The organism is Candidatus Dadabacteria bacterium, from assembly GCA_026708565.1.
GTDB lineage: Bacteria > Desulfobacterota_D > UBA1144 > Nemesobacterales > Mycalebacteriaceae > Mycalebacterium.
The window spans coordinates 1-14,600 of the sequence record JAPOUR010000049.1; the positions used below are offsets into that span (position 1 = coordinate 1).

Sequence of the window (14,600 nt, forward strand, 5' to 3'; positions counted from 1 at the left end):
AAAAACGCGAACCACGCTGAGGCATTACAAGGTGTTGTGCAAGGGTTTCAGCAACGCTATCTAGAAGATATGGCTGTATTTGCCATGCGCAATTCAAATACCTTCATTACAGAGGATAAAGCGCGACGATCTATTTCCGATACAGGGGATTTGCTGGTTTCCGAGGGACAGATTACAAACAAGCCAGAACCTAACCCAGTGCTTGATGCGTTAGTCAGTAATCATGTGCTTATGCGTATGGGTGAGTCTGGCTATTCGTTTCAACATCAGCAACTTCAAGAATGGTATGTATCTCATTGGATTGAGAGTCGGATTATTGGAGAGGTCTCTGACTCCAAGAGGTGCGAAGGGTTAGCGGAAATATTCAATTTCCCGTTATGGGAAGAAGCCATTCTATTTGCTATCGAGCGCCTTGCGCACGGGGACTCTGACCGGCAAATTGTTTGCGGTAAAGCGATTCTCGTTGCTTTTGATGTCGATCCAATTCTCGCCGCCGAGATGATTTTCCGTTCCACAAATGAGGTATGGGGGCGGATTGATAAGACCATTCAAGAGTCTATAACACGTTGGCATGCGCCCGGAAAAGTGGACCGCGCCCTTCGTTTCATGGTTACATCAGGTCGCTCGGAATTCATTAATGCAGTCTGGCCACTAATCACTAACAAAGATGAACAGATTAGCCTCAATGCACTGAGGAATTGCGGACAGTTCAAGCCGTCTATTCTCGGAGATGATGCTGGAAAGAAGATCAAGTTACTACCTCCGGACGCACGGCTTGTATTGCTGAAGGAAATGGTTTGGTGTAGCGGTATAGATGGTATAGATATTGCGACCGAGGTCGCGAAGGCTGACCCCGTTTCCGAAATAAAGAAATCAGTCATTGAGGATCTGATTTTCCAGCGAGCAAATCGACATGTTGCGGAAGTTTTAGAAGAATCAGATGATGAGATTTTTGACATGGTTGTCCGTGAGAACCTTGTCAGTGAATTAGGTAACAGACAGGTCAGAGAAAACCTTGCAAAGGCTCGAGAACGGCAAAGTAGAGCCAAAAAGTCAGATATTGATCAGTTGCGCATGATTGTGTTTGCTCAAGACAATGAAGATTACAGTACTGAATTGACCCAGATTATCAGCACAATGAAGATAAAGCAACGAGGTGAAGAGCAATGGGGTGGAGAAATCGGACTTATTAGCGAAGCACACAACCGTTACCCACATGCGGTTGCTAATGGTTTGTTAGAACGCGTACGTGCAGGTCGCACACTATTTTATAATGCAGCTAATATGTTAGCGTCTGCCGAGTTCAATATAGATGGTAATGAGATAGTTCAACTGGCACTGGATAATCCGACTCGTCACGATGAGCGTGCAGAATCCGCTGCATCAGTGCTTGGAAAGAAATCTGCTACCCGCTTCCTTGAGGAGTTCTTGAATGTAGAAACACGCTTATTAACAAGTGGTGAACACGACAAGATGACTGGTGAAATTTACAGAGGGCTTCAATCTCGTATTGAATATGTGTCAGGGCCTTCTCTTGTTGCTGCGGTTCTTACGCGATCAGCACTGGCGGACAATCAAGAGATAGAAAGATTAGCAAATATCCTTTCACGTCCACGCCATATAGAGACTGGACAAGAGAGACCTTACGACTCGGAATCGACCAAGACAATTCAGGAATTGGTAAAAGACTGGGGTGAACGTTTGCTTGTATCTAACGACTCTACTCGTAGGCAAAAACTCAGTGTAGCAAATCTTGCGCGCCGTGTGCCATCTGTGAGCCTCTTGCCTATCTTGAAGCGTTTGCTGGATGATAACCTACAACGCTATCGGACTTTTCTGTCTGTCTTGCGACAACAAAGTAAACCAAATTACCAGTCTCAACGGTCTGCGTATCATGAGTATCAGAGTATTGTTCAAGAAGTCCAGCGGCCTATGACTTGCAAGTATTATCCTATTTTCTTGGCGATTAACGCACCAGAGACATCTGACATGATGCGAGCGTATTTGACGGATGAGCATTTTGGTGAATTTGCAGCAAAAGTAATTGCCAAACAATGGCAGATTGCAAACGAGTCTCCATCAGAAAAGCGTTCTTTCTCTTTGATTGGTATAGATTTCTCTGGCGTGAAAGAGAAAAGATTAGACCGTGCTGATAATCCGAACAAGACTTCGCCGGGAGCAGAAGCAATATTTGCCGTAATAGACTCATTAATAGCGAAAGGTGCAACGGATGAGCAGAAGAATCTCGCCGTAAAACTTGGAATCGCCGCCTCACGGTTACCGCATGGGCAACGTGATGATACGATTCAGCAACTTATTGCCTTATCACCAACAAGGCAAGACCGCGAAAGATTGCTTCTTCATCTGGCTCTTTCCGGAAAAGACATAGATGCAGAGATTGTGGCTAATAGTATTGCTGAAATCATTGAGAAGACGCCAAACAAGAACGACGAATTACAAGCATGGATGAGTCTTTTACCATTTGTTGATTATCCTACGAAGATATTAAATGTGATCCGCAAAATGCCTCCAGAACAACGGGACCCTCGTCTCTTTAGAGATATGATAAAAGCCTTTGGCGATTCCACTTCGGAACGCGCAGAAGATGCTTTCTTTAATCTTGCTAAAGAAGATCCACGGTTTTATTCTATCTATGAGTGGCAAACGACCGCTTTCCAATTTGGAACTTCCAATTCTGCGCACTACATTCTTGATCTGACTGCCCAAGGTGTCTTTGAAGGTGGTTCAATGGCAGACAGTCATCTAATAAAGGAACTAGGAAATATAATTGCCTCAAGCCCTGATATACGCATGTATGCGTACGAATTGTTGAAAAAAAGGCCTATTTTGCATGGGCATGTGAAGATCGCTCAAGCGGTTGCGTGGAATCCCGATGAAGATGGAGTCTTTTTGCTAATCAAATTTGAAGAAGAGTCAAGATGCTCCTCTCTCGCCACACAAGCCGTTGAGAAAATTACTACCAAGCATGTTCCATCGGAGATTCCAAAGAATAATGCATTCAGAGTAGTGCCTATCCCTGCTAATAGATTGAGAGAAAAACTGCTTGCACTAACGACGGACGGGAGTCTCTCGGATACGGCTGCTCGCTTGCTACGTCATATAGACCGGATTAGGGACGAGGTAGGAATTCCAGAATCTGAGACACGACATCCTGATTTAGGGTCTGGGAAGCCATGGCCTATTTTGATACCAGACCCTGTTGCGACCGCGACAAACTCAATTCACTTAACAAAAAACCTATGAGTCAAAAGATCAAAACCTGTCATTGTAGGGACTTGGAGACAACCGGCTGTTCCGATTCAAAAGGAGTATTGTTTGCTGTAAAGAAACAGAATTGTAGGTAGTTTGGTTGACAAGACAGAAGTATCAGAATAGTATCACTTCATTATGAAGACTGAACTTGTAACCACACTCAAGCGGCAGGCGACAAAAATCCTTGCCGACCTTCGCAAAACAAAAGAGCCGGTGTTGATTACCGAACACGGGAAGCCGTCCGCGTATCTTGTGGATGTTGGCGACTACGAGATGACGCAGAGGCGCGTGGATATGTTGGAGAAGTTGCTTGAGGCGGAAATGGACATAGCAAGCGGGCGGGTCTACACGCAGGAAGAGATGGAAGCAGAGTTTGAGAAGAAGTGGCCAGAATAATTTGGTCTGAGCGGGCAAGGAATGACTTGAGAGATGTTGTGGACTTCATCTCTTTTGACAACCCTGTCGCCGCGCAGGTTTTACACAGCAAGATTCTTTCCGGCGTTAAGCGTTTGGGCGATTTTCCTCATTCAGGGCGCAAAGTTCCCGAATTGCGGGAGTATCTGCCGAATTTCAGGGAGATTGTTGTTACTCCCTGCAGGGTGATTTACAAGGTTAAAAACGAGAAGGTATATGTTCTGAGGGTTATAAGGACTGAAAGGGCGTTGCGCCTTTACATGCTTGGGAGTGACAGCGGTGAGCGGAAAAAGGTTTTACATGAGGGAAGGTAAGATGGTGCTACTGTTACCTTAACATCTGCAACATCTTGTAGTCCTGCCCATTCTCAAGCAACTTTGCAACTCATCACAATTGAGTCATCGGGAATATTAGACACATCCACAAGCACCTTTGCCCTTCTGGGAGTGCCGCCCGAATTCCTAAAGCCCTCTTGGAAAGACCCGCTACATTGATTGAGCCCTTCTTTGTTCAGGCAGACAAAATGAACCTCAGACAGAACAAATTCAGTTTTGCGCCTTCTTGACATTGCCCCTCTCTCTATCCTCTTCTTTTCATAATCACTCTTCCCGCCTTTCAGTTCATCATGCCACTTCTTGAAGGTTCTTTCCTCATCATTGTATTCAACCTCCCCTATGGCAAGAACAAGCCCGTAATAGCCATAATCGTCAATGGTATCTACAACTGCCTCCGTATCGTTTGTAATGACTTTATGGCTTGTTGTGTTTGCTGCATGCGCCTTAAAGTCCCACGAGATTGCATTAAACCCGTCAAACTCCACATTGCCATACTTCTTTCCCGGAATTTCCATAATATCGGCAAACCCGTTTTCACACAGAAACTGAAAGTAAAACCCCGCCCATTCCATCTGTTTCCAATGTTTGTAGCCGACATTTTTCATTTCAAGAATAGACTCCCTGCCGTCCCATACCACAGGCATCTTCGCGCAAACGGCTTTCATTTTCTTAACCGCATTTTTAACCTCACCGGATACGCTCATAACGCGAAAAGCCCTACTCTCTCTTCGTCAAAATCTTCCTCATTATCGTCTTTGACCCTGTAGTTGCCCGAATTCAACCTCTCCAGCGCAAACTCATAATACTCCCGCACAATCTCAAACCCCGCATACCTTCTGTTCCTCATCTTGCTGACAACGGCAACCTGCCCCGAACCCAGAAACGGGTCCAGAACCAAATCCCCCTCTTTGCTTGAGTAATCAAGAATCTTCTCAATGATTTCAGCCGGGAGCTTGGTCGGCGTTTTCTTATCGCCTTGCCAATACTCTCTTTTTATATCCCATACATCCTCTTTGTCTTTGTAGTGAGCCGAGCCGCCGTTTGCTGTCTTTTCTTCCTTGCCAAAGCGGGAAAACGGGTAAAACCGCCTTTTGCTGTCATCCTTGCAAAGAAACAGACAATGATAATGAGAAGTTACATACTTCCTCTTTGTTGTTACGCCAAACTGGTATTTCCAAATCAGATGGTTGATCGTTGTAAGCCCGCATTCGTCTATTGCTATCAGAATTTCTTTAAGATGATTCCAGCCGGAAAAGACATACATACTGCCGGACTGTTTGAGAACTCTGGACGCCTGAGAAAGCCAGTTTAAGGTAAAAGTTTGATAATCATTGCCTTTGATTTCATTGTATCCCTCAATAACACGGCTTTCTTTTCTGTTGTAGTTTGCTCTGCTTGCTTTGAAATCAATGGCGAAAGGCGGGTCTGTAACAATCAAATCAACGCATTCACCGGGCATTGTTTGCATCAATTCCACGCAGTTACCGCGCTTGATTGTGTCTATAAATTCACTGACGGGCATATCACCTCTTCATCCGATACCTCAACATCTGCAACATCTCATAATCCTGCTCATTCTTAATCAACGCCCCCGCATACGGCGGGTCTTCCTCCGTTATATCAAACTTCTCCAACTCTCCCGCCGCTATCTTTCCGGCGGTCAGAAGCTTGATCCAGTCAATCAACTCGCTTGTGGACGGCTTTTTCTTCAGCCCGTCTATCTCGCGCAATGAGTAGAAAATCTCAAGCGCGCTGTTCAGCAACTTCTTTTCAAGTCCGGGGTGGTGAACCTCAACTATCGCCTTCAATGTCTCAACATCAGGGAAAGTTATGTAGTGAAAGAAGCAACGGCGCAGAAACGCATCCGGCAACTCCTTCTCATTGTTTGAAGTGATAATGACAACCGGGCGGTTCACCGCCTTGACGGTCTTCCGCAACTCGTAGCAATAAAACTCCATCTTGTCCAACTCAAGCAGCAGGTCGTTTGGAAACTCTATGTCCGCCTTGTCTATCTCGTCTATCAGAAGCACCGACTGCTCTTTGGATTCAAAGGCGTCCCACAGTTTGCCCTTCTCTATGTAGTTTGCGATGTCTTTGACTTTTTCATCACCCAACTGGGAATCACGAAGGCGGGCGACGGCGTCATACTCGTAAAGCCCCTGCTGGGCGGTGGTTGTGGACTTCACATGCCAGGTTATAAGAGACTTGCCAAGCGCCTCGGCTATCTCAAACGCCAGCATGGTTTTGCCCGTTCCCGGCTCCCCTTTGACAAGGAGAGGCCTCTCAAGCGTTATGGACGCATTGACCGCAAGGATAAGGTCTCTGGTCGCCACATACCGCTCTGTTCCCTCAAACTGTTGTTGCTTCTGCCGTGCCATTATGAAAGATAAAACTACTCGCCCGCGCGCGTGTTATCAAACCGCTACGACCATGGCTCTTTGTAGTAGTAAACAAAGTTTGCGACTTTGGGGCGTTCCGTCCAGCCCATTTTCTTGTAGAAACCCCTTTTGTAGGACGGTTTTTCTTTTCCGTTTGTTACCATAAGGCGGAAACAGTCCCTCCGTTTTCCCTCGTCCATAACAGCCGAAAGAAGAAGCGTCCCCGCGCCCGTCCCCGCCGCTGAAGGGCTGACAAACACATCGGAGACGTAGCCCTCATAACCGGCAAGCATGATGAACGGGACCCAGTGAACATTGACAAACCCGACCACCCCGCCGCCGCCGTCTTCGGCGACAAGAAGCGTGTGCCCTTCGGGGTCGGAGGACGAGACGCTTATCAGTTTTTCTATCGGTTCTGAAACCTCTTCGGGCGCAAGGGCGTTTCTCCTCTCAGACCAGCCTATGTCTATGAGTATCTGAGCCATCGCGCCCGCGTCTTCACGCCGCGCCATGCGGACGGCAAGGTTTTTGTCTGTCATGCCTCTCCCTGCTTTCTTTTAGGGCGCAACTGCAAATCACCGCCGCAATTTTTGCAAATGCCGTTGTTCTCGCTTGCGCACTGTAGGCAATACGTGCACTCGTAGGAGCAAATCATAGCATCAGAGGTCGGTTCAAGTTTGATATTGCACTGAAGGCATTCATTTTTCATTTCAAGCATACTTGAGATTATCCTTTCTTTGCTTTTGCCGGGGCTTTTGTTGTCTTCTTCTTTGTTTCCGCCTTTTTCTCTTTGGCTTCTTCCGTGGTCTTCTTCGCTCTGACACGCCTCCTGACCTTGACAACTTCCACCTCTTTCTTCGTCTTCGCCGCTTTTTTCTTTTTGCCCTCTTCCTCCGGCTTTGCCGCCTTCTTTGCTTTGGTCTCTTCCTCTTTTATGGTCTTTGCCCCTTTCTTTGCCTTTTTCAGGGTCTGAATCAGGGCTTCCAGTCTTTCAATCGTTTCGGGGGCGGAAAGTCTCCCCGCAAGACGGTAGCGGTCTTCCTTGTTGAACAGTTTCCTCACCTTGCCCGTAATGTGCGCCTTCGCCTTTTTGCCGCCGGAATCCGAATTCAAAAGACGCTCCGCTTCTGCGAGCGCGGTGCGGGCGGCCTCTCCGGACAGGCATATACGGTTGATAATGCCCAGTTCACGCGCATCCAGGGCGTTGTAAATCTCCCCCCTTTTCATTATGCGCTTGCCCCGCCGCGTGCCGAGCGCCCCTGTTACCAGAGCGGCAAGGGAAATAGGCATTGGAAACCCGATGGTTTCCTCGTTCAGTCCTATGCGCGGTTTCCCCTCTTCGGCAATCCTTATGTCGCAGCACAGCGCAAGCAAGCACCCCCCGGCAATGGCATGCCCGCCTATCGCCGCAATAACCGGAGCGGGATGCTCAAGCACGGCAACCATTGAACTGAAAAACCGCTCAAACCAGACGTCAATCTCCTTTTTGTCTCCCCGGCGGAACAGAGGCACGCACTCATCAAGGTCAAGACCCGAAGAGAACGTCTTTGCAGCGGACGCAAGCACTACGGGCTTTGAAGGGTGTTTTTCGGCAAGGGAGGAAAATGCGGAGCGAAGGTCTTCAAAGAAACCTTCATTCATGACTCCGACCGGATTGGAGTTCATGGAGACAAGCGCCGCTTTCTCCGTTAATTCAATATCCCACGGCATTTCGGCGTGAAAACTAACGGAAACCGGCCATATGTGCAAACCTTTTGATGACAGGGAAGCCCGGCGCGTGTATAATCAGACCCGTATTTTTCGCCCGATGCCACAAAATCCGTCTGAGACAAATTGCAGCAGCGAAGCCGAAGCCCTTGAGCACGGGCTTTCTTCTCAGGAATATTCCCTGATACAAAAAACACTCGGCAGAGAACCCAACCGGGTTGAGACGGGCATTCTCGGCGCGATGTGGTCGGAGCACTGCTCCTACAAGAGCTCAAGGGTTCATCTGAGCAAATTCCCCACGGAGGGCAAGGCCGTGGTTCACGGGCCCGGAGAGAACGCCGGGGTGATGGATATAGGCGGCGGCCTGTGTGTTGTGTTCAAAATGGAAAGCCACAACCACCCCTCTTTTATAGAGCCCTGTCAGGGCGCGGCAACCGGCGTCGGGGGCATACTGAGAGACATCTTCACCATGGGAGCGAGGCCCGTGGCAATTCTTGACTCTCTCAGATTTGGCGACCCGTCTCTTGACAAGACACGGTTTCTTGTGGACGGAGTCGTATCGGGCATAGCGGAATACGGCAACTGCGTGGGCGTGCCGACAGTCGGGGGCGAGATTGATTTTGATGAATGCTACAACGGAAACCCCCTTGTTAACGTTCTGGCGGTCGGCATAGCGCGAAAGGACGGAATCTTCACAGGGTGCGCGGCGGGCGTGGGCAACTCAGTCATATATGTCGGCTCAAAAACCGGCAGGGACGGCATCAAAGGCGCTGTTATGGCGTCTGATGTTTTTGGCGATGAAACCTCATCAGACCGCCCCACTGTTCAAATCGGAGACCCCTTTACGGAAAAACTGCTTATAGAGGCGTGTATGGAACTTTTTGAGACGGACGCAGTGGTTGGCATACAGGACATGGGAGCGGCGGGGCTTACCTCGTCTTCCGCGGAGATGGCGGAGCGGAGCGGAAACGGGATATGGATTGAGTGCGGCAAAATCCCCCGGCGCGAAGAGGGAATGACGCCTTATGAAATTATGCTGTCCGAATCTCAGGAAAGGATGCTTGCCGTGATAAAAAAAGGCAGGGAGGACGATGCGAGAAAAGTTTTTGAAAAATGGGGTCTTGATTTTTCCGTAATCGGGCGGGTTACCGGAGACAACAGGCTTGTTGTCGCCGAAAACGGCGAGCCGGTGGCGGACCTTCCCGTCAACCTCATTGCGGACGCGCCGAAATACTCAAGGCCGATGAAAAAACCGGCATCCCCTCCCCCATCTCCCTCCCCTATTCCCGAAGGCGGGGAGAAGGAGAATTTTATCAGGATGCTCTCCTCGCCGTCCTGCGCGAGCAAACGCTGGATATACGGGCAGTATGACCACATGGTGGGAACGGCCACCGTTTTGCCCCCCGGCGGGTCGGATGCGTCCGTTATCCGCATAAGAGGAGAGGCAAAGGGGCTTGCTTTGACTTCCAACTGCAACTCCCGTTACTGTCTTCTGAATCCCAGAGAGGGAGCGAAGGCGGCGGTTGCCGAAAGCGCCAGAAATATCGCGTGTGTGGGGGCAAGGCCTCTGGGCATTACTGATTGCCTCAATTTTGGCAATCCGGAAAACCCCGAAGTCATGTGGCAGTTCTCCGAGGCCGTGGAGGGAATCTCGGAGGCCGCAGAGTATTTTTCAACTCCCGTAGTCAGCGGAAACGTCAGTTTGTATAACGAAACCGCCGGGGTTTCAATAAATCCCACTCCCATTATAGGAATGGTCGGAATCATTGACGATATTTCCAAAACGGTTGCCAAGCGTTTCAGGGACGAAGGGGATTTGATTTTTATCGCGGGGCGGACGTTTGAAGATATGGGAGGAAGTCTTTTTTCCGCGCTACTTGCCGGTGAAGTTGCGGGCGAGCCGCCTTCCGTGAATCTTGAAAGCGAGATGGGGCTGGTTTTGTCCTTGGTGGAGTGCTGCGGGAAGGGTATAATCAAGTCAGCTCATGATGTTTCAGAGGGAGGTCTGGGCATTGCTCTCGCCGAGTGTTGCTTTTCCGGAATTGACGGTAATGTCGGGTTCTCAGTGCTCCTTGACGGGGTATGCCCCGGAGTCGGGAACGGCAACGTGATTCTCTTTTCCGAATCTCAGGCGCGCGCCGTTGTTACCTCAAGCCCTGAGAATGAGAAGCAAATCACCGATGTTTTTCTCTCTCACAAAATCCCGTTTCAAAAGGTCGGAGTGGTAACGGGCGACGGAGTTATGGAGTTTGAGGGTATGTTTTCAACAGGGCTTCGGGAGGCCATGGGGTTGTGGCTTGAGGGCTTTGAAAAATCCCTGACCCGCCGGACGGTATGAGATCTCAACTGAAAGAAGAGTGCGGGGTTTTCGGCATCTTTGGCAACAAGGAGGCGGCAAATCTCGCCTATCTGGGTCTTCACTCCCTTCAGCACCGCGGACAGGAAAGCGCGGGAATAGTAACATCGGACGGCAGGCGGCTTTACGGAAAACGCGCAATGGGCCTGGTGGCGGATGTGTTTGACGAAGAATCGCTTAAAGATCTCCCCGGCACAAGCGCAATCGGGCATGTGCGTTACTCAACCTCCGGCTCCAGTTCCGCGAGCAACATACAGCCCATCGCCATAACACGCGCGGGTTCAGAAATGGCGGTTGCGCACAACGGCAATCTCACAAACGCTCTGACGATTAGAAATCAACTTGAAAAAGACGGGGCTATATTCCAGTCCACAACGGACACCGAGGTGGTTGTGCACTTGATGGCAAGGTCAAAAGAGCCGGAGATGCCTCAAAAAATTATTTACGCCCTGTCATTATGCAGGGGGGCGTATTCAATAGTGTTTCTGGACTCAAAACAACTGGTCGCGGCAAGAGACCCTTACGGATTCAGGCCCCTTGTTCTGGGCAAAGCCGGAGACTCCTATGTGGTGGCGTCTGAGACATGCGCGTTCGGCCTGATAAACGCCACATACGTAAGAGACATTGAGCCGGGGGAGATTGTGGTTATTGATGAGAAGGGAATTAAGTCCATAAAACCGTTTGCCCCGGAGCGCCCGGCCGCTTGCATTTTTGAATACATATACTTTTCGCGGCCAGACAGCGGTATGAACGGGCGCAATGTGTATCTGGTGAGAAAGGCTCTCGGCAAACAACTTGCCGTTGAGCACCCCGCCGATGCCGACATTGTTATTCCCGTTCCCGACTCCGGAGTCCCTGCGGCCATGGGATACGCCGAAGAGACGGGCATCCCTTATGAAACGGGTTTTTTGAGGAGTCATTATGTTGGAAGAACCTTTATTGAGCCGGAGCAGTCCATAAGAAACTTTGGCGTCAAACTCAAACTCAGCGCAATTGAGCAGGTGATTACAAATAAAAGAGTGGTTGTCGTGGATGACTCAATTGTCAGGGGGACAACCAGCAGAAAAATAATCAAAATGGTCAGGGACGCCGGGGCAAAAGAGATTCACATGAGAGTATGCTCGCCGCCCATGAGGTTTTCCTGCTACTACGGCATAGACACTCCCAACAAAGATGAACTGATAGCAAACTCGCTTGATGTGGACGGGATTAAGAACTACATAACCGCCGACTCTCTGGGGTATTTGAGCAAGGACGGAATAGACATTGCGGTGCAGGGCCTCCCTCGTGAGAAAGGATGCACAAAACAAGAGGGATATTGCTACGCTTGCTTTACCGGAAACTACAAAGTTGAGGTTGAAGACCTCAGCCTTTCCCCCGCCCAGATGAATCTGTTTGCCGGTTGACGGGCTTTCCCCCGCCGGACAGTTTTTTCAATTCTGACTCAAGAACCTCTTTTCTCCGCAGAAATTCGTGGCGTTTCCCCTTTTCTCTGTTGATGATCTTTTCGGGAGCGTTCTTTTGAAAAAGAGGGTCAGACAGTTTGCTCTCGCACTCAAGCAGTTTTTTTGAAACATCTTCAAGATCTTTACTTATGGCCTCCGCGTTTTGGGTGACGGCGGCTTTTTGCCCGGGCTCAACTTTCAGTTTGATGTTAAACCTCTTTGACGGGTCTCCGCATGCAAATGAAACGGAACGCGACAAACCCGGCGCCGCTGAAAATTCATCCGGGTCTTTGCAAAATTCATGGGATAAGACACCGGCAAGTTTGTTTATTACGGCAATTTCAGACTCAATAATATCCTTCACATTCTCTCCGTCTTTTCCGGATTCCGTCAGAAACGCCACTCTGACCTTCTCCGATATCTTAATGTCCGCAGCGCCCCTCGCGGCGCGGATTTCATCAATTACTCCCTCAAACACAAACTGCATGCGTATGTGGTCTTCGGTGAATTCCCCGATGATATTCGCTTCACTCCGGGGATATTCCTCATCAAGCAGACTCATCTCATCAAGACCCATGGCGGCCCTTACCCTCTGGTTGATTTCCTCGGTCAGATGCGGACAGAAGGGATGAAGGGCGCGCACGGAGCAGTGAAGAACATAAGCAAGAACATCGGAAGTCCGGCTGTCGGACTCGCCGATGGATATCTTGGAGGCTTCAATATAACGGTCGCATAAATCCCTCCAAAAAAATCTGTATGCCTCCTGCGCCGCCTTTCCAAACTCGTAGTTTTCCATATACATATCAATTTTTTCCAGTGACATATTCAGGCGGGCAAGTATCCACTTGTCGCATTTTTCCGGCGCCGGAGGGACGGCGGCGGAGAACCGCCCTGCCCCGCGGGTTTCAAGAATGAAGCGCGACGCATTCCAGATCTTGTTCATGAAGTTTCTGTAGCCTTTTATTGTTGACATTGATATTTCAATGTCTCTTCCGCCCGATGTGAGCGCGCAAAGGCAGAAACGCAAGGTGTCCGCCCCGAACCGGTCGGCGACTTCAAGCGGGTCTATCACATTGCCCTTGGTTTTGCTCATCTTTTCGCCCTTGCTGTCACGCACGAGACCGTGAATATATATGTCCTTAAAAGGCGGGTTATCTGTAAATTCAAGTCCCATCATAGCCATTCGCGCGACCCAGAAGAAAATTATATCAAAGCCGGTTATCAGGACAGAGGTGGGATAGTATCTGCTCAACAGCCCGTTTTTGCGGGGCCAGCCCATGGTAACAAACGGCCACAGAGCCGATGAAAACCAGGTGTCCAGAACATTTGGGTCTCTTGTGAGTTCAACTTGTTTCCCGTAATGGGAAAATGCGCTTTTCGCCGCTTCATCCCCGTCTTTTTCCACAAACACTACGCCGTCCGGCCCATACCATGCGGGAATCCCGTGCCCCCACCACAATTGCCTTGAAATGCACCACGGCTCTATGTTCTCAAGCCATTGAAAGTATGTCCGCTCCCAGAATTTCGGATGAAAATTCATTCCGCCTTTTCTGACGGAATCCGCAGCCGCAGCCGCCAACTGTTTGACGTCCATATACCACTGCTCCATCAGCATGGGTTCTATTACAGAGCCGGACCTGTCTCCGTATGGAACAGTGTGCGAGATGTTTTCGGTTTTCACCAGAAAGCCGCCGTGTTCCAGATCTTTCAGCAGTTTTTTTCTCGCCTCAAACCTGTCAAGCCCCCTGTAGGGTTCGGGCGCATTTTCATTGAGCCGCGCGTCTCCGTCAAAAATGCTTACAAGCGGCAAGTTGTGCCTTTTGCCGACCTCAAAGTCATTAAAGTCATGAGCAGGGGTTATCTTGACCGCGCCGCTCCCCTTTTCCGGGTCGGAGTATTCGTCCGCAATGACGGGGACAGACCGCCCGGCAAGCGGAATTTCCACCTCTGTTCCAATCAGGTGAACGTATCTTTTGTCTTCGGGATGAACCGCAACCGCGGTATCCCCAAACATGGTTTCCGGTCTTGTTGTCGCCACGACTATGTCGCCGCCGCCTGCGGCCGGATATCTGATGTGCCAGTAGCGCCCTGAAACCTCTTTCTGTTCAACCTCTAAATCGGAGACGGCGGTTTTCAAACCGGGATCGTAGTTGACCAGCCTGTTGTCGCGCCGGATAAGGTTTTTCCTGTAAAGTTCCACAAACACTTTTTTTACCGCTTCGGTAAATCCCTCGTCCATGGTAAACCGCTGACTGTTCCAGTCCGGTATAAAACCCAGCCTGTTTATCTGCTCAAATATGCGTCCGCTTGATTTTTCCTTAAACTCCCAGATTTTCTCAATAAAGCGCTCTTTACCGAGGGTTTCCCTGCTCACTCCCTCTTTCAGGAGTTCGCGCTCCACCACCATCTGGGTGGCAATGCCCGCATGGTCGGTTCCGGGAATCCACAGGACATCAAAGCCCCTCATCTTTTTGTAGCGGACAAGAACATCCTGCAATGTGCAGTTGAGAGCGTGCCCTATATGCAGAGAGCCCGTAACGTTGGGGGGCGGCATAACAATGGAAAAAACCGGGGCATTTCCCCTTCCGCCGCCGTCTTGAGATTTCCCCCTCTCAAGCCAGAATGTTCGCCATTTGGTTTCAAGAGGGCCCGGGTCGTAACTCTTTTCCATGCAGTCCGAAACGGGAGGCAA

General features: G+C 49.7%; 12 protein-coding genes. 5 read left to right on the forward strand and 7 right to left on the reverse strand.

Annotated features, from left to right (window positions below):
• The first annotated feature begins 36 nt into the window (after positions 1–36).
• From OXF42_06100 to OXF42_06110, 3 genes are all read left to right on the forward strand, one after another.
• Entirely contained in the window at positions 37–3,264 is a 3,228-nt protein-coding gene (locus OXF42_06100) for a hypothetical protein (GenBank protein MCY4047655.1), read from the forward strand.
• Between the two features lie 144 nt (positions 3,265–3,408).
• The gene (locus tag OXF42_06105; protein ID MCY4047656.1) at positions 3,409–3,669 is read left to right on the forward strand and encodes a type II toxin-antitoxin system Phd/YefM family antitoxin; all 261 of its coding nucleotides are present in this window, start codon (positions 3,409–3,411) and stop codon (positions 3,667–3,669) included.
• The gene (locus OXF42_06110) at positions 3,657–4,001 is read left to right on the forward strand and encodes a type II toxin-antitoxin system RelE/ParE family toxin (protein ID MCY4047657.1); all 345 of its coding nucleotides are present in this window, start codon (positions 3,657–3,659) and stop codon (positions 3,999–4,001) included. The genes OXF42_06105 and OXF42_06110 overlap by 13 nt, the downstream gene beginning before the upstream one ends.
• Positions 4,002–4,054: 53 nt before the next feature.
• Here the strand turns inward: OXF42_06110 and OXF42_06115 are convergent, their stop codons facing one another.
• The 6 genes from OXF42_06115 to OXF42_06140 are packed head-to-tail and all read right to left on the reverse strand — an operon-like array spanning position 4,055 to position 8,110.
• Positions 4,055–4,726: a hypothetical protein gene (locus OXF42_06115; GenBank protein MCY4047658.1), complete on the reverse strand. Its 672-nt coding sequence runs from the start codon at positions 4,724–4,726 to the stop codon at positions 4,055–4,057.
• The gene (locus tag OXF42_06120) at positions 4,723–5,544 is read right to left on the reverse strand and encodes a site-specific DNA-methyltransferase (GenBank protein MCY4047659.1); all 822 of its coding nucleotides are present in this window, start codon (positions 5,542–5,544) and stop codon (positions 4,723–4,725) included. The genes OXF42_06115 and OXF42_06120 overlap by 4 nt, the downstream gene beginning before the upstream one ends.
• A 1-nt stretch (position 5,545) precedes the next feature.
• Entirely contained in the window at positions 5,546–6,400 is an 855-nt protein-coding gene (locus OXF42_06125) for a MoxR family ATPase (protein ID MCY4047660.1), read from the reverse strand.
• Between the two features lie 44 nt (positions 6,401–6,444).
• Positions 6,445–6,939, reverse strand: coding sequence for a GNAT family N-acetyltransferase (locus OXF42_06130; GenBank protein MCY4047661.1), 495 nt, complete (start codon positions 6,937–6,939; stop codon positions 6,445–6,447).
• Complete coding sequence (locus OXF42_06135) at positions 6,936–7,118, reverse strand: DUF1272 domain-containing protein (protein MCY4047662.1); 183 nt, start codon at positions 7,116–7,118, stop codon at positions 6,936–6,938. Before OXF42_06135 ends, OXF42_06130 begins: the two co-directional genes overlap by 4 nt.
• A gap of 8 nt (positions 7,119–7,126) precedes the next feature.
• Positions 7,127–8,110, reverse strand: coding sequence for an enoyl-CoA hydratase/isomerase family protein (locus OXF42_06140; protein ID MCY4047663.1), 984 nt, complete (start codon positions 8,108–8,110; stop codon positions 7,127–7,129).
• A gap of 31 nt (positions 8,111–8,141) precedes the next feature.
• Between OXF42_06140 and purL the strand changes: the two genes are divergently transcribed.
• On the forward strand, positions 8,142–10,445 hold the full coding sequence (purL, locus tag OXF42_06145) for a phosphoribosylformylglycinamidine synthase subunit PurL (GenBank protein MCY4047664.1): 2,304 nt from the start codon (positions 8,142–8,144) through the stop codon (positions 10,443–10,445).
• Complete coding sequence (purF, locus tag OXF42_06150) at positions 10,442–11,869, forward strand: amidophosphoribosyltransferase (GenBank protein ID MCY4047665.1); 1,428 nt, start codon at positions 10,442–10,444, stop codon at positions 11,867–11,869. The genes purL and purF overlap by 4 nt, the downstream gene beginning before the upstream one ends.
• Here the strand turns inward: purF and OXF42_06155 are convergent.
• Positions 11,829–14,600 (reverse strand): valine--tRNA ligase, encoded by a 2,772-nt coding sequence (locus OXF42_06155; GenBank protein MCY4047666.1) that lies wholly within the window; start codon positions 14,598–14,600, stop codon positions 11,829–11,831. The genes purF and OXF42_06155 overlap by 41 nt on opposite strands.

Excerpts from the sequence above, each read along its gene's own strand:
- OXF42_06105 (MCY4047656.1), top strand. The coding sequence starts at position 3,409 with ATGAAGACTGAACTTGTAACCACACTCAAGCGGCAGGCGACAAAAATC.
- OXF42_06115 (MCY4047658.1), bottom strand. The coding sequence starts at position 4,726 with ATGAGCGTATCCGGTGAGGTTAAAAATGCGGTTAAGAAAATGAAAGCC.
- OXF42_06120 (MCY4047659.1), bottom strand. The coding sequence starts at position 5,544 with ATGCCCGTCAGTGAATTTATAGACACAATCAAGCGCGGTAACTGCGTG.
- OXF42_06125 (MCY4047660.1), bottom strand. The coding sequence starts at position 6,400 with ATGGCACGGCAGAAGCAACAACAGTTTGAGGGAACAGAGCGGTATGTG.
- OXF42_06130 (MCY4047661.1), bottom strand. The coding sequence starts at position 6,939 with ATGACAGACAAAAACCTTGCCGTCCGCATGGCGCGGCGTGAAGACGCG.
- OXF42_06135 (MCY4047662.1), bottom strand. The coding sequence starts at position 7,118 with ATGCTTGAAATGAAAAATGAATGCCTTCAGTGCAATATCAAACTTGAA.
- OXF42_06140 (MCY4047663.1), bottom strand. The coding sequence starts at position 8,110 with ATGCCGTGGGATATTGAATTAACGGAGAAAGCGGCGCTTGTCTCCATG.
- purL (MCY4047664.1), top strand. The coding sequence starts at position 8,142 with ATGTGCAAACCTTTTGATGACAGGGAAGCCCGGCGCGTGTATAATCAG.
- purF (MCY4047665.1), top strand. The coding sequence starts at position 10,442 with ATGAGATCTCAACTGAAAGAAGAGTGCGGGGTTTTCGGCATCTTTGGC.